The following is a 20,594-nucleotide window of genomic DNA, read 5'->3' as shown; positions in this document are numbered from 1 at the left end:
CATCGAGAGCGAGAAGAGCACGAGGCGTGCCAGGGCAAGGAAAAGGGGTCGAGGGGTCAAGGAACCGAGGATTCGAGTGCCGGTTCACCCTCACCTCTGTCCTCCCCCACTCAGGAGAGAGGAGGTATGGACGGGCCGTGAGCCGAAGGTGTTCCGGGCTCGCTCTTGGCGTGTTGCAGGCGTGCAACAGAGGTTGCAGGACAGCAACGGTTGTCAGCAGGGCAGGCTAGACGATAGCTTCGACAGTCGGACGGAGGTCGTGTTTCTTGATGAGACGGTAGAGCGTGGTGCGTTCGACGCCGAGCAGCCGTGCTGCCTGGTTCATCACACCACCGGACGCGGCGAGAGCGTGTTCTACCGCCTCGCGTTCGGCGCGGTCGTACGCGGATCTCAATGTGCCGTTCGCCTGAGCTCCGATGGTTGTTGTCGAGTCCAGAAGGGCGCTCAGTTCGCGCGGCTCAACCGGGTTTGAAGTGGCGAGGACCACGATGCGTTCGATGGCGTTGCGGAGTTCCCGCACGTTACCCTGCCAGTCATACGCCCGCAGCACGTCCACACACCCGGACGCGAGTTGCAGCGCTCGGTTGTGCCTGCGGCAGTAGCGTTCGAGGAATGCTAAGGCCAGCGACTCGACGTCCTCCTTGCGTTCACGCAGGGATGGAACGTGAATCGCGACGACATTCAGTCGATGGAAGAGATCATCTCTGAACGTCCCCCGCCCCACGTTCTCCGGCAGGTTCTTGTTGGTGGCGGCGATGACGCGGACATCGAGCTTGAGCGTATCAGATCCGCCGACTCGCTGTATCTCAGATTCCTCCAGGAACCGGAGCAGCTTGGCCTGTGCGTTCAAAGGCATGTCGCCTATCTCATCGAGAAAGAGCGTGCCGCTCTCCGCTTCCTCCAGCCTGCCCTTGCGCTGGGCAACTGCACCGGTGAAGGCGCCCTTCTCGTGGCCGAACAGCTCGCTTTCGATCAGCTCCTTCGGAATCGCGGCGCAGTTCAAGGCGACGCACGCTTCACTTGCCCGTGGACTCTGTGCATGCAGAGCTCGCGCAACCAGTTCCTTGCCTGCACCACTCTCACCAGTGATGAGCACGCTTGCGCTGGTCGGCGCGGCCCGGGCAATCAAGTCTTTCACCCGTTGCAGTGCCGGCGACGCGCCCACCATCTGATAGCGGTCCGCCAGCTCGCCCTGCAACCTCTCAACGTGACGCTCCAACCGGCCTCGCGCCAGCGCGTTGGCGACGGTGAGGCGAATTCGGTTGGCGTCCGGCGGCTTCTCTAGGAAGTCGTACGCGCCGAGCCGAGTTGCCTCCAGTGCGGCCTTGATGCTGCCCTGACCCGAGAGCATGACAATCGGGAGCCCGGGCGCAATTGCCTGCACCCGTTTGATGACCTCAATGCCATCGATATCCGGAAGCATCAGGTCAAGCAGCATCGCGTCGGGACGACGTTCCCTTGCGGCTGCGACCGCACCCAGACCACTGTGGAGCGCCTGCGTCTCGTAATCCTCTTTGGCCAGAATGCCACACAACGTCTCAGCCAGGCGGGTGTCATCGTCGACCACGTAGACAAGCGGCTTCTTCACGTCAGCCAACGGCTATGCACTCCTCATGCCAGTCGTCTTGCCTGCGGGCAACACGATGGAGAATGTGCTCCCTTTGCCCAATTCGCTCTCGACCTCGATGGTCCCGCGGTGGTCCTCAACCACCTTGCGTACAATGGAAAGCCCAAGTCCGGTCCCACCCGGCTTGCGGGTGAAGAAAGGTTGGAACAGCTTGGCGAGGTACTCCTCGGGAATACCCGGACCGGTGTCTGCGACCTCAAGTGCGACGCGGGCTCCATCATCCAAGATCAGAGTGCGAATCGTCAGCGTGCCCTCGTCGGGCATGGCGGCGACCGCGTTTGTAACGAGGTTCGTCAGCGCCCGGGCCATCTGCTCCTCGTCCATGTTCAGTGACGGCAAACCAGTCTGCAGGTCCAGCCTCACTGTCAGGACCGGACGCAGGCTCAGGTTCTGCTCTTCTACCACGCGCCGCACCAGCGCATTGACGTCCTTTGGCTCCAGCTTTAGTGGCTCGAAACGAGCCAGCCGGGCGAAGCCATCCGCCATCCGGCTGAGGCGGTCCACTTCCTCTTGAATTGCCCTGGCATCGGTGACGCCATCCTCCTCCATCTGCTGAGCTTTGAGCCTGATGGTACTGAGCGGGTTCTTGATGTCGTGTGCGAGTTTCTGGGCGACCGGAGCCCAGGACGTCACACGCTTCATGTACTCGACCGCGGAGATGTCTTCGAGCGTGAGCAGTGTGCCTGACTTCACCGGCGTCACACGCGCCAGGACTGTCTGTCCACTCGGCAACGACAGCGGCAGCTCGCGGGGCTCGGACGCATCCCGTGCGGTACCGCCCAGCGGTGAGAGCGCTCCCGCGAACGGGGCCGAATCTGAAGCTCCGGCCAGCTTGAGCAAGTCACGCCCCTTTGGGTTGACGTGCCTGACGATACCCCTGCGGTTGATCTCCACGACACCCGCCTGCCCGGTCAGACCACGTATGAGAGTCCGTGTGTCACGGGTCTGGCGAGAGCGTAGTGCGACGATGGCAGTGGTGAATCCAAGCAGCAACACCGTGCCCAGCGAGATGACCAGCCCCAGTGGCACGCCCTGCCTCATGAGCGGCGTTGGGCTGAAGTCGAACAGCAGCCATGGAAGCTGGTCGCCGACCGCCCTGCGGACCAGCAGGCGATGCTTGTGCCCACTCCTGACCGTGTAAAGGTCACCGAGGACGTTGCTGGTAGCCTCAGCGGTGCGATTCAGAGTCCTGAGCGCGCCGTCGACGAGAAGTAGCCGACCGTCGTTGGTCATGACCGCCCACTCAATCCCACGAACTCCACTGAACCTGCCCGCGAGGAGCCCATTGATGCCGCCCGGCACGTGCGTCTTGGACTCAACCGCAAGAGAGTCGTCCAGGACCCGCAGTGTCTCGTCCGAGCCCGCAAGAGCAAGCCGCGTGCGTCCGTTCAAGCAGTAGGCAACCGAGCCACAGTTGTTGAACTGACCGAATTGCCGGCGCATGATGATGGAGCCGTCACGAGCATCGAGAATGAACACGCTGTCACCGGCCCTGCCTCCGGCGATGTTTCCCACTTCATATGCGACGACTTGCGGTCTGCGTTCTCGCTCCGATGCCCAATGTGCCGCTTGAACTGCCGACGAGTATCGTCCGACCGGTGTTACCCACTTGGTCCTTCCGCTGTCACTGACTAGAAACACGTAGGAGCTTTCATCGGAGGTCCCGTTGGCGACACCGCCATTTCCGCATGCTCGGGACCCGGACAGAAACTCCAGATGCGAGTCGCCGTCTATGTCTTCCACGATAGGCATCAGCAGAGGCGGTCCAGTAGCGTACTCCCAGATCTTGCGTCCGGTGGCATAGTCCAGCACGTACACGCCGCGCGGACGAGCATCCGCATTGCTGTAGACGATGACGATGGCTTCGAGCTTCTGATCTTCGTTCAGGTCGGCTACGAATACGTCGGATGCCCCGCCGTCCCATACCGACCCTGGCAGTGAGTCTCGGCCGCAGGCGACGAAGAGGTCCCGCTTGGCCGGCGAGCTGAACAGGAGTTGCGAGTCTCGTCGCACGAAAGCGTACCAAGTCCCGGCTGACCGGCTTCCACCCATCCTAGTTATCCCCGTGCTGCATCCCTCGATGTTCGCATAGGTCGTGCCCAGGACGCAGCGCCTTATGTCCTGGCTGAGGCAGTCCAGCAGGCCTCCCTCCTGCAGGCACATGAATTCATCCGAGGAGTCGCCGTCCATGTCCGCAGGGGAGACAAGCTCGTAGTTGCGCTGCCACAGAAGCCGGACCTCCACCGGAGCCGGGGAGCTGCAGGCAGACAAGACAAGGATGGCCAGGAACAGGATGCGGAGCATCTCAGCCGAATCGTAGCCGGAGCGGCTGGCCAGTCAAGGCCGGGGCAAACACGGGCAGGCTCGGCGCGGTCCGCGTTCAGTCGAGTTCGCCTTTGCGATCCATCTCGGCGAACAGGGCGATGTCAGGCGACTGCATGGTGCCTCGCACCTTGCTTGCGCGGCAGCCGCTGGCGCTTCCCTACTTCCTTTGGAAGTGGGGTGGATTTGGATGACTCATTTGAGGCGGGTTGCTGACGCCCAGTTTCCTATATGTCCTCCTCCAGCAAGACCCAGAAATGTCCCAAGTTGTTAATTAGCAATTAGTTATTCGTCATTCTGCTTCCTCCCCTACGTCGCCCCCCAGGCTATTCTGCTGGTTGTCCTCCAAGCTGCCCGGAAGGCAGTTCGGATGACTGCTCTACCGGCTGTCCGGAGAGGAATCTGGAGAGCTACCTGGGCGGTTGTTCGGTCAGCTACCGGGCGGGCTATCCGGAGGAGAACTCGACGAGCTACAGGGAAAGCTGCGGGGAATGTTGGCCCGCAGGAAGCTCCGCAGATTGTCCGGCGAATCGCTCAGGAAGCAGACCGGAGAGCAGCCCGGATGGCAATTCGGAGAGCTGTTCGGAGAATAGTTGGGAGAGCTGCTGGACAGAGCGCACGCCCGGTGATGTTCGGAACCTCAGGTACAGCAGACAACACAAAGCGGAAGTCCCGAAGGACTCCCGCCTGATGGTTGGACTCGGACTTAGACTACGCCCTGGTCGAGCATCGAGTCGGCGACCTACACCGTTTCCAGTTGCAGGACGCGGAGACGCTCGGGCGCCACGCGCTTGCTGAGGTTGAGGATCTCGACGCCGACCATGTTGCCGGCCGCGTCGTAGTCCAGGACTATGCCCGGCTGGACTTCCTCAGATTCCACTACCGCAGCCTCATCGAGTCGCAAGTACAGGGCGTCACTCTCTTTGTCTACCTTCAATCTCATGATTATCTCCTCAGGCGACGGTCAAAGAAGACCGTCACCACAATAGGTGGGCTGGCCTTCGCGCTAACGACAACACGCAGAATGCGGCCACTGCGCTCTGGCACGTTGCTCAGGTAGTGAGTCGTGCCGTCGTCGTGGCTCTCAGTCCGCAACGGCGATTCTACCGCCCGAACAACCCACTCGTCGGGTATCGCGCGCTCTGCGAGCATGTCCCGCGCGTGGACGGTGTAGGCGAGTTGCATCCTGCTAAGTATCTAGCCCCCGGCGACACAGTCAAGGCAGGGGCACGACCCTGCATCCGGTATGACTTCGTGTGTCACCCCAACACCTGTGGAGTGGTCTCGTTTGGACGAGATTCCTCGACTCCGCTGGTGAGGCCTACGTGCGGCTTCGCCACCGCAGGAACCAACGGAGTAACAGGAGGGCACGACAGCGAAGCGGGAGTCCCGAAGGACTCCCGCTCTATGTTTGAACTCGGAACCGGGTCTTAGACTACGCTCTGGTCGAGCATCGAGTCGGCGACTTTGACGAAGCCGGCGATGTTCGCGGTGACCATAGCGCCCGGCTAGCCGTTGATGATGGCCTCGGACTCCGCCTTGTCGACGTCCATGATATGCGGGATGCCAGAGACCTTCGCGCACTCGGGAGTGAGCGACGCAATGTCATCCCGGCTCATCACACTCAGGTTGAACTTGCGCTCACCAGCCATGAGCTGCCTTAGCCCCTGGGCCAGACGCTCGAAGTAGGTGTACACGCCGATGGCTCCGGTTGGCAGCGCGTCGAAGTCCGCTCCGTAGTGCTTGCGCAACTCCGGCGTGGTGACGAAGATCTCCTTGGCCGTGTTGCCGAAGCGCTCGATATACACCGGGATGTCGCCCTGCTGGACTTTGATGCCGATGGTCTTGCCCACCATTGCCGCGCAAAGCGGCCCGCGGGCCATCGCAACCATGCCGGCGTACGGCGCGCACAACGCCAGTGCTTTGAACATATGGTCCTCGAAGGTGAACCCGCCGGCCGGCGCAATCATCGGGATATGCTCTCCCTTCTGAGCCAGCGCAGCGCAGTACTGATAGAGAAGCGAATGGAGCTCAACTGGCGGAACACCCCACTCGTTCATCATCCGCCACGGGCTCATTCCGGTACCGCCGCCGGCGCCGTCCACGGTGAGCATGTCCAGCTTGGCCTTGGATGCGAACTTCACGGCCCGGGCCAGGTCGGCCGGCCGGTAAGCTCCGGTCTTCAGGAACACGTACTTGGCTCCGGCCTTGCGGAGCTGGGCCACGCGCTCCATGAACGACTGCTCCGTGACCATCCCGACGCGGGAGTGCCGCTCGAACTCTTTGAACGACCCACTCTCGAAGGCCTTGATGACGTCCGGGTCGGTGGGATTGGGCAACACCACGTAGCCCCGCTCGTAGAGCATCTGGGCCTTCTTGAGATCCTTGATCTTGACTTCGCCGCCGATGTCCTTGGCGCCCTGTCCCCACTTCAGCTCAACGATCCTGACCCCGAGCTTCTCGATTGCATACTCGAGAGTACCGAGCGTGGTATCCTCAACATTGGACTGGACCACGACCTCGCCGTACCCGTCGCGCTGCCACTTGCGGAACAGGTCGACTCTCCGCTTCAACTCCGGGGAGCTCACAACCCGGCCGTTCTTGATCTCGGACTTCGGGTCCATGCCGCAGACGTTCTCGCCCACGGTCAGGATTACGCCCGAGATGGCGGCGCCGCCGGCCAGACCTTCCCAGTTGATCGCGGCCACATTGGTCGAGCCCATGCCGCCGATGGCAATCGGCAACTTGACCTTGATGCCCTTGTCATGCCCGAACTTCTGTTCGAGAACCACGTTCGGGAAGACCGCCTTGTCCGAACTGGCCTCGATACCATGCGCGCCGACCGCGGTTCCGAGAATCGTGAAGTGCGAATAGTCAACCGGGTAGTCCTTCTCGGACGCCGCGGTGATGATGCCGAACGGCTGCGGGTAGATGCACTCGTGTCCGCGATAGGCGGACTTGCCGATTTCGCACATACCGACACACCCGTCGACGCAGGTAACGCACATCCCGCTCAGGTGGGTGCGGGACTCCTCGGTCCGGTTCTTTGTTAGGGTTGCGGCCGAGGCATTGAGTCTGGTAAGAGTACCCAAGGAAATCCTCCTTATTGCTTGGTTTTGGCTTCTGCTAACAGCTTGGTCTTGGTCTCCTGCTCGCACCAGGCGCAGGGGTCCATGTAACACTTCATGTCGTCGAACGGAACCAGGCACGGCGGCTCACACGCCACACAGGCGCTACAGACCGCCGATTCCTCCTGGGGCCCCTGGCACCGGGCCTGACAGACCGGGCAGATGTACATGCAGGCACCGCAGAGACGGCACACCTCCGACCGCTCGTCAAACGGCGTCGTTATACGTCGCTTCCGACCGCGGCCGACGAATCCGATCGCCTTGGCGGCCATCTGCTGGGCGCACATCCGCACGCACAACCCGCACAGAACGCAGTCTTCGTGCTTCACTTTGAGTCGGCACTGACTGACGCCCCACTTTGAGGCGATGTCCTGGATGGTCTTTGACGACGGACACGTCGCCAGGTACATCTCGATAAGCAGTCGGCGAATACCCATGATTCGCCGAGAGTGGGTCCGCACCTTGAGACCATCCTCGATCGGGTAGGTACAGGCCGAAACGACCTGCGTCCTTCCGCCTGACTCGACCTCGACCACGCACAGCCTGCACGCGCCGTACGCGGTCAGCCCGTCGTCATGGCAGAGAGTCGGGATGTTGACCCCGAGGAACTTCGCGGCCTCGAGAACCGTCGTTCCTTTCTCGAGTTCAATCGAGACTCCGTTGATTTCTACTATGGGCATTGTTTGCTCCCTACTCAACGACTACTGCGTCGAACTTGCAGGAGTCCTTGCAGATGCCGCACTTGATGCAGCCGCTCTGATCGATCCGGTGGGGCTGCTTCTTCTCGCCACTGATCACCTTCTGCGGACAGGCTTTGGCACACGCCATGCAACCCGTGCACTTGTCCACGAGAATCCGATAGTGAATCAGTGCCTTGCACACGCCGGCAGGACACTTCTTCTCCAGAACGTGAGCCTCGTACTCGCCGCGGAAGTTCGCAAGCGTGGACAGCACCGGATTCCCGGCGGTCCGCCCGAGTCCGCACATCGAGGCGTCCTTGACCATTGTGGCCAGCTCCTCGAGCAGAGCGAGATCATCCGCACGCCCATTACCTTGGGTGATGCGGTCCACGACTTCGTACATCCGCTGTGTGCCTTCGCGGCACGAGAAGCACTTGCCGCACGACTCTTCCTGAAGGAAGTTGAGGAAGTACTTCGCGATGTCCACCATGCACGTGGTCTCGTCCATGACGATCATGCCGCCCGAACCCATCATCGCGCCTGCAGCGGTCAGGCTCTCGTAGTCCACCGGCAGGTCCAGTTTGTCCGCCGGCAGGCAGCCGCCCGACGGACCGCCGATCTGTACCGCCTTGAACTTGCGTCCATCCGGGATCCCTCCGCCGGTGTCGAAGATCACCTCCCGCAGTGTAGTGCCCATCGGCACCTCAACCAACCCGGTGTTGTTGACCTTGCCGACCAGCGAGAAGATCTTCGTGCCCTTGCTGCCCTTGGTGCCGATGGACGCGAACTTCTCGCCGCCGTGTTCGACAACAATCGGCACGCTGGCCCAGGTTTCGACGTTGTTCACAATCGTCGGCTTACCCCAGAGACCCTTCTCGCTTGGATAGGGCGGCCGCTGGCGCGGCTCCCCGATCCGGCCTTCGATGGAGGCGATCAACGCCGTCTCCTCGCCGCAGACGAACGCGCCCGCACCGCGGGCGATGGTGATGTCGAAGCTGAAACCGCTGCCCAGGATGTTTTCGCCCAGAAGCCCGAGTTCCCGCGCCTGCTCTATCGCCCGGGTCACGTTGGTCACGGCGAGCGGATACTCGGTCCGTACGTACATCACACCTTCTGTCGCGCCGACCGCGAAGGCACCGATGACCATACCTTCGAGTACGCTGTGGGGATTGCCCTCGAGCAGTCCCCGGTCCATGTAGGCGCCCGGGTCTCCTTCGTCCGCGTTGCAGATGACGTACTTGGGCGTGCCCTGCCCCAGCCGCTGCCATTTGAGCCCGGTGGGGAACCCACCTCCGCCGCGGCCGCGAAGACCGGACTTCACAACCTCCTCGGTCACGGCCTTCGGTTCCATGCTCAGCGCCTTCGCCAGCCCGGAATAGCCGCCGATCGCCAGATAGTCCTCGATTCGCGTCGGGTCCAGTAGTATGTTGCGGCCCGAGATAAGGCGCTTCTGCTTCGTGTAGAACGGTACGTCGCCGAGCTTAGCCGCCTTCTTGCCGCTGCCCGGGTCTGCATAGAGCAAGCGGTCAACAACCTGGCCCTTGCCGACGGTTTCATCGAGGATTGTGGCCGCATCTTCCGGCTTCAAGTTGGCGTAGAAGACCTCTCCTGGATACACGACCACGTTCGGTTCAGCCTGACAGAACCCGTGACAACCGCTGTCGCGCAGGTTCACCTTGTCCGCAAGGCCGCGATCCTTGATGCCGGCCTCGAAGGCCGCGTAGACCTGGCTCGAGCCGCGCGACCGTCCGCACGTACCTGAGGAAACGACGATAGTCGGCCGGTCACGGTGTTGCGTCTTGCCGAGTTTCTCCTGAAGGCTCTTCAGTTCTGTCGTCGACTTAAGCTTGCTCATGATGCTTCGACCTTTTGTGCCTTGCGGCATTGACTGATTAGCGTCTTGACTCGGTTCGAGGTCATCTCGCCATGATAAACCTTGTCGACGACGACGACGGGACCGATGGCACAGCACCCGAGGCAGTTCACCGACTCGAGCGTGAACTCCCCGTCTTTGGTGGTGTGTCCTGCCTCGACGCCAATCTGCCGCTCGAACTCCTCCAGGATGCGATGGCTGCCACGCACGTGACAGGCCGTGCCCAGGCAAACGGTAACCTCGTGTCTTCCTCTCGGTTCGAGACTGAAGGCCGAGTAGAATGTGGCGACGCCGTACACGTCGACCAGTGGCATGCCCAGTCGCAGTGAGACCTGACGCAGGGCCTCCTTCGGCAGGTAGCGCTCCTGCTCCTGGATGTCCTGAAGAATGGCGATCAGGAAGCGCCTCCTGCTGCCGTACTTATCGATTATCTTGCCAACGTCCATCAATAATCCTCCGTTCTAGTAGCGACCGTATTGTCAACCCTGGCCGGATCGGACGGTCCACAACACGCATACCGCACGGCCCGCGGTTGCCGTGCTCGCCGACCAGATCGCGCCGGGTATCCACTGCGATTACTTTCTGTAGAAGCGGACGGGAAGTATAGCGGCGGCATCCCGGTTGTCAACCAGCCAAGACTGCGCCAGACCACCTGTCTCCCCGCAAGATCCGCGACATTAACCCGACGGCTAGACCACTCCCTGTGCCAGCATCGCGTCGGCAACGCGGGCGAATCCCGCGATGTTGGCGCCGTCCAGATAGTTGGTGTACGCGTCGTCCACGCGGCCGAACCGGACGCACTGCTGGTGCACTGACCTCATTATATCCCGCAGCCGCCCATCCACGTCTTCACACGCCCAGTGAAGTCCGAGTCGGTTCTGGGACATCTCCAGCCCGGAGACCGCAACCCCTCCGGAGTTCGCCGCTTTGCTGGGGCCGTACAGCATCTTCCTGTCCAGATACAGCTTGATCGCCTCCGGCGTCGACGGCATGTTGGCACCCTCGGAGACGACGAAGACGCCGTTCTTGATGAGGTTCGCGGCGTCCTTGCCGTTGATTTCGTTCTGGGTCGCGCACGGGAACGCACAGTCGGCATTGTGGTCCCAAAGCGGGTTGTAGTCGAGCTTGGGATCGACCGGCGTGTAGACCGAGCCCGCGAACTTGGAGGCGTACTCGCCGATGCGGCCGCGCTTCACATTCTTGAGCTCCATCACGTACGCGAGCTTCTCGGCGGTGATTCCGGCTTCGTCGTAGATGTAGCCCGCCGAATCGGACATCGTGACGACCTTGCCGCCGAGCTGGTTGACCTTCTCGACGGTATACTGGGCCACGTTGCCCGATCCGGAAACGAGGCAGTTCTTGCCCTTCATCGAATCGCTGCGGGTCGCAAGCATCTCCTGCGCGAAATAGACCACCCCATAGCCGGTCGCCTCCGGCCTCATGCAACTGCCGCCCCAATCCACGCCTTTGCCGGTCAGAACACCTGTGAACTCGTTGGCAAGCCGCTTGTACTGGCCGAACAGATAGCCGATCTCACGACCGCCGACGCCGATATCCCCGGCCGGCACATCGGTGTTCGGCCCTATGTGCCGGTACAACTCGGTCATGAAGCTCTGGCAGAAGTGCATGACTTCATTATCGCTCTTGCCCTTGGGGTCGAAGTCACTGCCGCCCTTGCCGCCGCCCATCGGCAAGGTTGTGAGCGAGTTCTTGAGCACCTGCTCGAAAGCGAGGAACTTGAGGATGCCAAGGTTCACGCTCGGGTGGAAACGCAGCCCGCCCTTGTACGGGCCGATGGCCGAGTTCATCTCGATGCGGTACCCGCGGTTAACCCGAATCTCGCCCTTGTCATCCACCCACGGTACGCGGAACATGATGACCCGTTCCGGTTCGCACATCCTCTCCAGGATCTTCGCCTTCCGAAGCTGGGGTGCCTTTTCCAGGTAGGGCATGACCGACATGGTCACTTCGTAGACCGCCTGATGGAACTCCTTCTCGCCGGGATTCCTGGCGGTCACGCCCTCCACGAAGATCCGTACTGCATCAGACATTCTGTCCTCCAGTTTGAGCTGCCACAGACGGTGATTGTCGAGCGATATTGGTATCTCTGTCGTGTGCCGGGTCGGACCGGCGGTTCACTATTGTACCGCCGGCCCCGGGCACGTCAATCCTGCCGGTCGGGGACGCGGCTATCGGTGATGGCAACGGGGATCTCGAACCGCCCGCCCCTGCCGGTCATGGTGTCGGTCAGCGCACAGACCTTGCCCTTCACCTTGGCCGACTCGGTCGCCGGCGCCGGCACCTCCCAGGCAAACCGGCCCGCGCTAGCAGTTTTGCCTAGGCGGGTCCACGCAGCACCTTCGTTGACCGACAGGGAGAGCACCGTGGAATCGGCTGTACCCGGCGGACCGCCGGTCCACGTGACCGGGTCCTGCGAGTGCATCGGCAACTGCTCGCCGGCATCCGGAGCGGTCACGGCAAGCGCCGCATAGGTCTGGAACTGCCAGAGCGGCCCGACCGTGCTGTCACCGTGGTTGTCGTAGGCGGTGACGCGCCAGTAGTACCTGGTCGAGTCGGCAACATCGGTCGGCTGGAAAGTCGTATGCCTCCAGCCGGACTGGACCAGCCCTGGCGGCGATGTTGTCCCCATGAAGATATCGAAGTGCAACGTGTCTCCTCTGTCGGGGTCATAGCTTTGCCAGGAGAGGACCAGGTCCAAGTCGGTCTGGATACTGGAATCGGCCGGGCTCGGAGACCTGGGCACCGCCGGCGGCTGGTTGCCTACCGGATCAAGCGGGTTGTCCCAGATCCGGCAAGCCAGTCCCGGCAAGAGGAACACCAGCAAGAGGGCTGTCCGGATACCTCCAACGCCCCTGGCCCTGTCCCCTCTCCCATGCACCCCGCGCTTGTCCCGGGCTACCACTTCAGTATCCACCACGCCCCGGCCAGGGCGACGCCTGCCGCCAGGGCTATGTTCCGCCGCGTATCCCATGCCGCTGTTGACCTGTGATATCTCTCTGCATCTGCTTGTGTAGTCGCATCCCGGTACTTGCCGTACTCAGACTCACCCTTCACGGCAGAGACGGCTCCGCCACCGATACCGACGATCGCCCCCAGTAGCAGAGGCAGTTTCCGCGTCTCCAACCTGTACAGGACAGCCCGGACTATGGTAGATTCCGCGTATTGGACGTTGGCATCCCCAATCCAGTCGTAGTATCCCCGCCGCATCAACTTCAGCCCGTACCTTGCCGGCTCCAGTTCCGCCACCAAAGGAGTCTGGCCGGCTGACGTGTCGTTGACCAACAGACCGGCGCCGGGCGGGTCCGACTTGACCACCAGCCAACCCTTGCCGTACAGCAGGCGGCAGGTCACGCCGATTGGCCCGGCCGACTTCAGGTCGACTACCTGCACGGCGTCTTTGTACCCGTACAGCCGCGCGGTGATGGTGCGACGGCCGTACGGGACATTTGCCAGGGACAGGCCTCCCTCCGGGGCGGCACCCTTTGACTTGCCGTCGAGAAACACCTCTGCCCCTACCGGATCGGTGGTCACAACGATCGAGCCGAAACTACCCGTAATGCGGAATTCCCCGCTGTACGACCGATACCCGCTGCGGGCAAGCTCTATCGAATGCCGCCCGGGCTCCAAGTCAGTCAACTGCAGCGGCGTCTTGCCCCGGCTCCGACCGTCGACACTCACGGCTGCTCCCGACGGTTGAGAGGTGATGCGCACGACCGAGCCGTCCACGGAAACGAAACCCGACACGCGGGGCGTCGTAGGTTGAGGAGAAGAAGCTTCCGGCAGCACCTCCCCGCAGGTCTTGCAGAACCTGTTGCTGTCCTTGTTGGATACGCCGCAATTCGGGCAGGTCTTTGCCGCGAAGACAAGACCGGCGCAGACCGCCAGCGCGGCCAAGACCAGAATCACACGCGGCAAGCGCTGCACTCCTCTACGTCCTCACGTCCCACCTAGAACTTGAATCCGCACTTGGTGCAGAACCTCGCGCGGGCCTCCCGCCTCGTTTCGCACTGCGGGCACGTCGCCGGTCCGGCGCAGACTGTCAAGCCGACGCTGGTACGGGGAGCCATCATCGTGCCTGCCTTCGGCTTGCTGGACATGACGAGTCCGGCGGTGTACGCGTCGCTGTACTGCGAGTCCACTTTGGCCGGTGTCAGCGCCAGTCTTGCCAGCAGCTGGCGGGCGTCTGCCAGGGGTAGCCCGACCAGGGAAGGCATCTCCACTTTGCCTGTACTCACCCTCAGTTCCACCATCCGGGAACGAGGGCCGTTCTCTCCGGCTCCAGGCACCTGCGCCACGACGATGCCGGCCGGAAGTGTATCACTCACCGAGTCGATCTTCGCCCGGAAGCCTCTCGCGCCCAGCGTGCTCTCGGCCTCAGCCCGGCTGATGCCCGTCACCAATGGCACCTTCCGACCGCCGATGACTCCTGTCACCAAGAGCAACCCGACGACCACGACGACAACTGTCCCCAGCGTCACCAGGATTGGCGCCAGCCTGATGCGCCTCGGTTCGTGCCCGGAATCTGCCAGGGAGTCACTCACCGACTCTACCAGCGACTCTATCGCCGCGGACGTGTAGGGAACTCCGGCGCTCGCCCTCTCGGCCGGCCCAGAGGTCATCTCCTCCGCAACCACTCCCGCCGTTTCCGTTATCGGGCCCAGGTCGGAATCAAATGTCCGGTCCGACTCAGGTAGCAGAGCCTCAAGGGCGTGCCGGAAATCGGTTGCGTCCTGGAATCGACTCTCCGGTTCTTTGGCCAGCGCCCGAAGCATGACCTGCTCGAGTTCTTCGGCCAACTCCGGGTTCACCGCGCGCGGGGAGGGGGGCGGGGTCTTGGCGTGGGCGTCCATGATCTGGAACTTCATCTCGGCATCAAAAGGAACGATGCCGGTGGCCGCCTGGTAGAGGACGACTCCCAGGGAGTAGATATCGGAGCGCGCGTCGGTCGGCTTGCCCTGGCAGCGCTCCGGCGACATGTACCTGACCGTACCCACGGTGTCCAGACCGTACTCGACCAGCTTCCAGACGCCGTCGATCAGCACTATTCTCTGCGGACTGATATCGCGATGGAGCAAACCGTCCCCGTGCGCCCGCTCGAGGTCGCGCAGAACATCAATGAACGTGCTCAGCAGTTCCGACTTGGGAAGCGGACCGCGCTTGTGCAGCACGTCGGCCAGGACAACGGTCTCTTCTGGTTCCGGCGCGATGCCGTCCGGGCTTTCCAGGCTCTCGTCACTCTCGGTCATTCTTCTCCTGAGGATTCGGCAACCAATCCGCCGCAAATGCGTGTTTTGGTGTCAGATGCCACTCGCAACATGCCTAGGTTCGGATTGTAGCTATTCTGGCCCGGAGTGCAAGCATCCAAGATGCACCGTCCTTCGACAAGCCCGGGCCGGCGCGGAATCGGGCAGCTAGCGGATCCCTTCCGGTGTGAGGGGTCTGGCGGTAGCATCAAGAAGGCTGCGGGCGACCGGAACGTAGGCGGACCCGGGGTACTCGATTATCAACTGCTCCAGGGTCTCGCGGTACTTCCCTTCGTCCTTCAGGTCGTCAAGATACAAGACCGCCTGCTCCAGCCTCGCCCGCGGCGCAAGCGCACTGCTGCCGAAGCGCTGGCGATAGCGATCCAGTACGGCCAGCGCGTCTTTCGGCCTGTGCTCGCGACGCAGGGATCGCGCCAGCAGGAAACAGGCCTGTTCTGCGACCGGATCGTTGCCCTCGGACAAGGCCTTCACCTTGCCGCTGTCGACGGCACCGGTTTCGTAAGCGAGCAACAGCCCTGCCAGCTCCCTGGCGCGGTCACCGCTGCCGGTCATTGCTGCGAGCTCCAGTCCATCGTTGGCCAGACTGCTCTGGGGGAATCGCCTGACCAGCTCAGCCACGTAGACGCCGGACGAATCAAACTGCCCTTCGTAGAAGAACGTACGCGCCACGATGAGGAGCAAGCGGTCAGAGAGCGTGCCGGTTTTCCTGGCCGCGGCCCGTGCCGGCTCGGTGCGGCCAAGGCCGAGGAGTGCCGAGGCCAGTCCGAACCCTGCCGGCTCGTGGCCCGGCTGTCGGGAAAGAAACCGCTGATAGGTCTCGGCAGCCGCTCCGTAGTCACGTTGGTCCCGGTACAGCTCGCCCAGCTCGAACTGCGCCGCAGCCCCGCCATCCATGACCAACTCCGCCTGCGCCTCACGGACTCGCCCCATCAGCCTGAGCACCCGCGCCGCGTCTACGTGTGCCTTCTGTTCCTGGTAAACAGCCAGCGCCGCCCGCAGCGCTCCCTGCGCCTCGCAGTCGCGTGCGAACTGGTAGAACTCCTGAACCGTCAGTACTGGCTTGAGCACCCGCACCGCTTCGGCGTCCTTCTTGATGGCCAGATAGACCACAGCCAGCGCGCGGCCCCGCACTCTCTGGTCCTGGACCTTCTCCAACTCACCGGTCACTGCGGCGCCGCCCCGGACCGCCAGGGCCGAGAGCTTCTGGCGATAGCGATCAAACAGGTGGGGCGACGAATTGAGGACTGACACCATCTCCCGCGCTGCCGGGCCGGGCTGGCCCGCCGCCAGACGCAGGTCAAGCAGTCGATCGGCAATCGAAAAGGCATCTCCACCCCTCTTGCGCGCCTGTTCGTAGTATTCGATGGCCTGGGCGAAGTCCTCGTGCCCGGCAAACACCTCTGCGAGTTGCGCCAGCCTGTCGGGCCACCTCTCCGCTGCCCGCCTGGCCTCGGCCCGGGCATCGGCGGTCCGCTTCATCGCCAGCAGGCCACCGACGAGCCCGAACGAGTAGTCAGACACTTCCGGGAACTGCCTGCCCAGCCTGCGGCTGACTGCGACCAGTGTATCGAGCTGCCCGAGCTGTTTGGCAAGCCGCGCGAACCCTTCGTATGCGGGTCTCTCCTGCGGGCTCTTGCTCAGAACCAGCCGGTACTCCTCAAGTGCACGCTCGAACTGCCCGGCACGTTCCAGTATCACGCCGCTGGTGTAGCTCTGAGCATTGGCCGCGGCAAGTCCAAGCGCGGCCAGTAGCAGTGCTGCCCGGACTGCCTTCGGGCTTCGGGCTGGATTCGTCATTCGTCCTTCGAGCTTCGTCATTTCCTACTCGCTGAGCAGCCTCTGAAAGTACTCGCGTATCATCTGCTCGTACTCCGCCGGATAGCCCTGCTTGAGCGCGCGCATCAACTCCTCGCGCAACAGCCGGTTCCGCTCACCCTTGTCCTCGGGCAGGCGCGGCCGCGGCTGCAGCTCGAACTCCTTCCCCGATTCACTCTGCCGCTCCTCCTTGAATCCCTGCTGACGTATGCTGCGCTCGGCATCGAGCAGATGCGAGAGGATGCTCTCCTGTCGCTCAATCAGCTCGCGGCTGACGTTCAGTTCTGAAAGGTCTCTTTCCACGGCTTTCATCTCGTCCAGCAGTCCCTCCAGGCTGGACGTGAGTCCCGGCTGGGTTCCGCCCAGCTCCTGCAGCAACTGCTGAAGCTGCTCACGCAGCGCCCGCTGCTTGCCGAGAACCCGGCTCAACGCCGCCATCTGTTCCCCGCTGAGGCCGCCGGGCATCGGAATCGGGAACCCGGACATCCCGGCGTTGATGCCCATCTGCTCGCCGGTCATCTGCGATAACTGCTGCATCAGGCCTTCCATGCCGCTCGACATTCCGCCGCCCTGCTGTGCCTGCGCCATCGCCCGTAGCAGCGCCTCGACTGTCTGGTTGAGGCCCTGCCGGGCCTGCGCCATGCTCGGCTGCGCAATCTCCGACCGGTTCTCCACCATTCCCTGTGCGGCCTGCTCCATCATGGCCATCGTCTTGGCCAGTTCCTGCCCCAGCCTGGGGTCAACGCTCAGGCTGCGCGAACTGAGACTCGCCACGCTTTCAGCCACGATTCGCGTGGCTGCCTGCAAACCCATCTCCTGCGCTGCGTTCTGGGCCAGGTCCGCCATTCCCATCGTCGCCTGCTCCAGCTTCTCCTGCTCGTGCGAGACCATCAACAGGTCCCGGGCCGCGTTGCCGAGTTCCTGCGCTACCTCTGACGACCGCTTCGACTTCAACTTCCGGCTCAACGAGTTGAGCGACTGGCTCATCTTCCGCAGACTCTGTCCGAGCTTGCCGCTCTTCGGCTTCGCCTGCCCGGGGCTGCCCTGCCGCATCTGGTTCGCGAGCTCCTGCGCCGTCTCGGACAGCTTGTCCTGCTCGGCCTGCTCCGCCAGATCGGACAGCGAGTCGCCGATCTCCTTCTCCGACATCGAGTCGGCAAGGTCCTTCATCTCCTGCTGCAGGCTGTCGAGTGCCTCCTTCAGATTCTGCTCCATCTGCGCTGAACTCTCACCCGGCTCCTTGCCCAGCCTGTCGGTCAAGTCCTCTTGCGCCCTGGCCAGCTCCTCCGACTTCTTGGCCAGGGCCTCGAGCCGCTGCTCCTCCATTATCTTCTTGAGCAGCTCCAGGGCCCGGTCAATCGCCTCCTTCATCTTCTCCTGGTCGAGTTCGAACTTCTCCAGCGCCCGCTTCACGTCCGGCGACTGCTGCTCCAGCTTGTCCCGCAGTTGTGCCAGCGACTGCTGCAGCTCCCGGGGCAGAAGTTCGGAGAGGAGCTGCTGGAGCTGGTTCATCCGTTCCATCGTCTGCTGGTCAAGGGTCATCCCCTGCGAGAGCTCCTTCATCATGTCCGAGACTTCCTGCTTCAGGTCCGACACCTGCTGCATCAGCCCTTCCTGGCCGCCGAGTACCTTCTCCAGCGCCTGCTTCTCCTCCCACGAAAGCTCGCGGCTCTTCTTCATTTCGTCCGAAAGCCGGCTCAACTCCTCGCCCAGCTGGGCCTGCTCCGACTGCATCGGCCCCAGTTCGGACTCCGTCCGCTCGGTCTGCCGCACCGCCGCGTTGTATATCTCGGTCATGGTCGGGAAGCGAACCTGGAACACCTCGGTGCGGCTGACCTTGGACCCGGAAACCCCATCATTGTCGGTCACCGACACGTAGTACCACATCGCCTCGCCGGGCAGCAGCCCCGCGTCGGACAAATCCCATGCGTAGAGCGTCGTGTCCTCACGCCTCCCCGCCAACCGCTTCAGGACCAAACTCTGGACTCTGGATTCTGGATTCTGGACTCTTGACTCTCCTCCCTCCTCACCCCTCCCAAGCTCCTTGCCATAGTGCAGCACCAGGTCGCCGAGTCCGAAGTCATCCAGGCTGTTGATGCCGAGCAGCACCTGCATCGAGACCGGCAGGTCGATGTCACGTCCCGGCGCGAAGAGCTTGACGAATGGCGGCTCGTCGGCAATGGCTCTCACCCGCACCTCCGCTGCCGGCTGCAATACACCGTAGTCGAAATCGGCCAGCTCTATGGCGCCCGCCACATCGCCCCTGATGGTGAACTCGGCTCGGAACAGGCTCGAATCCCGCGCGTCGACCGTGACCGCAATCGTATCGTCACCCAGCCGGAGACGACCAGCGGCCGCCGGCCGGTTCGCTTCGCCCTCGATACCAACCACGGTTCCCTTCAGCCCGCTGACCTCCGCACCTCTCCCCACCCCTGACATCCGCGTTTCCTGCAGCCCCGAATAAGCCGGCGGACGAAGAGTGAAGACCAGCCGCTCAAGAGTGAGCGGCTCAAGCACGCGTACTCGGTGCGGGTCTGACGACCGGCTGAGAACGCGGAACCGATACGCGAAGCCGTGCCCCGCAGCCAGAACCACGCGGCATGTGTCGCTTTCGACTCTAAGGTCTCTTGTGTCGCTTTCACTGCCCGAGCGAATGAGACGCACCTCTCTGAACACGCCTGCCGGGAACACCCGCGCCCTCAGTACAACACTCCCGCCCGGCATTACCGCGGTATCGCCGGGCGAGACTTCAAACGTGATGCCCTCCGCACCGGAGCTGAAGGCATTGCTGAGACCGACACGCATCCGCGCCGGCGCCGCCCGGAACAGCGCCGCCATGCACACGGCCATGGCCACGAGTGCCACTCCGGCCCACAACGCCCGCCGCCGGTCCACAAACTGCCCCAGCGGCAGCGGCGCGAACACCTTCTCCACATCTGCCACCGCGGCCTCAATCATCTCCTCCGAGTACCCTTCCCTGCCGAGCACCTTCGCATTCTGGATTCTGGACTCTGGACTCTGGGCTCTAAACTCCTGCCGCCCCCATCTGGCGAGCTGCATCCCCGCAACCAGCTTCCCCCTCACCTCCGAAAACCTCTCCTCCACCAGCCTTGCCACGTTCCAGAACCGGTTCTCTGCCACCAGCCGCCTCACCAACAGACCGACAGGAACAGCCAGCGCCGCCATCACCCACCCGCTCCAGAACAGACTCACAACCAACATGAGCAGCGCCCCGGTCATGGCAAGAGTGAACACCGCCAGCGCGAGCAAGTCCCAGGCCACGCGCTCTCCTACCAGCGCCCGCAGCCTGCATTCAATCACTTCACCGCGTCTCATGGGAGTCGTTCTTCGTTCATCGTTCTTCAAGCAATAGCTCTACACGCGACCACTTCTGCAGTAACCTCCTCACCCTCGCTTCGCTCCCCCTCTCCTCACTGAGGAGAGGGTTGGGATGAAAAGCTTCTGCCGACCACTAGACCACTGGCTCACTGATGACCCTGTCTGCACGCTGCCATCTGGTTTCTGAACTCCTTCCTATCTGGTTCATGCACTCGACCACTGGATCACTGGGCCACTCGATCACTTTCGTGTTCAGACGATTATACCTGCCAAACCGTGCTCCTGCCACTGCCGCAACAGATTGCCCGCCGACGCTGCAGATGAGGATGTCCCTGTCTTAGTTGAAAATCAGTAGCGGTTCCCCTGCCCGGATGGTAGCATCTGGGTTGTTTGAATGTTATGAAAGGAGAACCGCTGTGAGAAAGTACCGGAGATGGTCGTCGGCTGCAAGTCGGAACGTCAGGTCGGCAGGCAGGCAGGTGCTGGCTTCGCTGGATCAGGAGGATGCCTTGGAGCTATTGCAGG

The 20,594-nt window shown here is 62.6% G+C and carries 14 protein-coding genes; all 14 read right to left on the bottom strand.

Going from position 1 to position 20,594, the window contains the following annotated elements:
• Positions 1–226: 226 nt before the first annotated feature.
• Positions 227–1,597 (bottom strand): sigma-54-dependent Fis family transcriptional regulator, encoded by a 1,371-nt coding sequence (locus tag FJY68_05060; protein ID MBM3331208.1) that lies wholly within the window; start codon positions 1,595–1,597, stop codon positions 227–229.
• Positions 1,598–1,600: 3 nt separating this feature from the next.
• The gene (locus FJY68_05055) at positions 1,601–3,931 is read right to left on the bottom strand and encodes a hypothetical protein (protein MBM3331207.1); all 2,331 of its coding nucleotides are present in this window, start codon (positions 3,929–3,931) and stop codon (positions 1,601–1,603) included.
• A gap of 760 nt (positions 3,932–4,691) precedes the next feature.
• Entirely contained in the window at positions 4,692–4,892 is a 201-nt protein-coding gene (locus tag FJY68_05050) for a DUF2283 domain-containing protein (GenBank protein MBM3331206.1), read from the bottom strand.
• A 2-nt stretch (positions 4,893–4,894) separates the two neighbouring features.
• Positions 4,895–5,134: a DUF4258 domain-containing protein gene (locus FJY68_05045; protein MBM3331205.1), complete on the bottom strand. Its 240-nt coding sequence runs from the start codon at positions 5,132–5,134 to the stop codon at positions 4,895–4,897.
• A gap of 323 nt (positions 5,135–5,457) precedes the next feature.
• Positions 5,458–6,957 (bottom strand): FMN-binding glutamate synthase family protein, encoded by a 1,500-nt coding sequence (locus FJY68_05040; GenBank protein ID MBM3331204.1) that lies wholly within the window; start codon positions 6,955–6,957, stop codon positions 5,458–5,460.
• 95 nt (positions 6,958–7,052) lie between these two features.
• A complete protein-coding gene (locus FJY68_05035; protein ID MBM3331203.1) occupies positions 7,053–7,757 on the bottom strand; it encodes a hypothetical protein in 705 nt (234 codons plus the stop codon).
• 10 nt (positions 7,758–7,767) lie between these two features.
• A complete protein-coding gene (locus FJY68_05030) occupies positions 7,768–9,612 on the bottom strand; it encodes a 4Fe-4S dicluster domain-containing protein (protein MBM3331202.1) in 1,845 nt (614 codons plus the stop codon).
• On the bottom strand, positions 9,609–10,076 hold the full coding sequence (gene nuoE / locus FJY68_05025; protein MBM3331201.1) for an NADH-quinone oxidoreductase subunit NuoE: 468 nt from the start codon (positions 10,074–10,076) through the stop codon (positions 9,609–9,611). The genes FJY68_05030 and nuoE overlap by 4 nt, the downstream gene beginning before the upstream one ends.
• A 243-nt stretch (positions 10,077–10,319) precedes the next feature.
• A complete protein-coding gene (locus tag FJY68_05020; GenBank protein MBM3331200.1) occupies positions 10,320–11,681 on the bottom strand; it encodes an NADP-specific glutamate dehydrogenase in 1,362 nt (453 codons plus the stop codon).
• A gap of 113 nt (positions 11,682–11,794) precedes the next feature.
• Positions 11,795–12,460: a hypothetical protein gene (locus FJY68_05015; protein ID MBM3331199.1), complete on the bottom strand. Its 666-nt coding sequence runs from the start codon at positions 12,458–12,460 to the stop codon at positions 11,795–11,797.
• A gap of 86 nt (positions 12,461–12,546) precedes the next feature.
• Positions 12,547–13,575, bottom strand: coding sequence for a PEGA domain-containing protein (locus FJY68_05010; GenBank protein MBM3331198.1), 1,029 nt, complete (start codon positions 13,573–13,575; stop codon positions 12,547–12,549).
• A gap of 23 nt (positions 13,576–13,598) precedes the next feature.
• Positions 13,599–14,897: a PASTA domain-containing protein gene (locus FJY68_05005; GenBank protein MBM3331197.1), complete on the bottom strand. Its 1,299-nt coding sequence runs from the start codon at positions 14,895–14,897 to the stop codon at positions 13,599–13,601.
• Positions 14,898–15,062: 165 nt separating this feature from the next.
• The gene (locus FJY68_05000; protein MBM3331196.1) at positions 15,063–16,733 is read right to left on the bottom strand and encodes a tetratricopeptide repeat protein; all 1,671 of its coding nucleotides are present in this window, start codon (positions 16,731–16,733) and stop codon (positions 15,063–15,065) included.
• Positions 16,734–16,736: 3 nt separating this feature from the next.
• Entirely contained in the window at positions 16,737–20,066 is a 3,330-nt protein-coding gene (locus tag FJY68_04995) for a hypothetical protein (protein ID MBM3331195.1), read from the bottom strand.
• Between the last annotated feature and the right edge of the window lie 528 nt (positions 20,067–20,594).

The sequence above is a fragment of the candidate division WOR-3 bacterium genome (assembly GCA_016867815.1).
Taxonomy (GTDB): Bacteria; Hydrothermota; Tepidihabitantia; order Tepidihabitantales; family Tepidihabitantaceae; genus UBA2258.
This window is presented reverse-complemented; position numbering and strand designations above follow the sequence as displayed.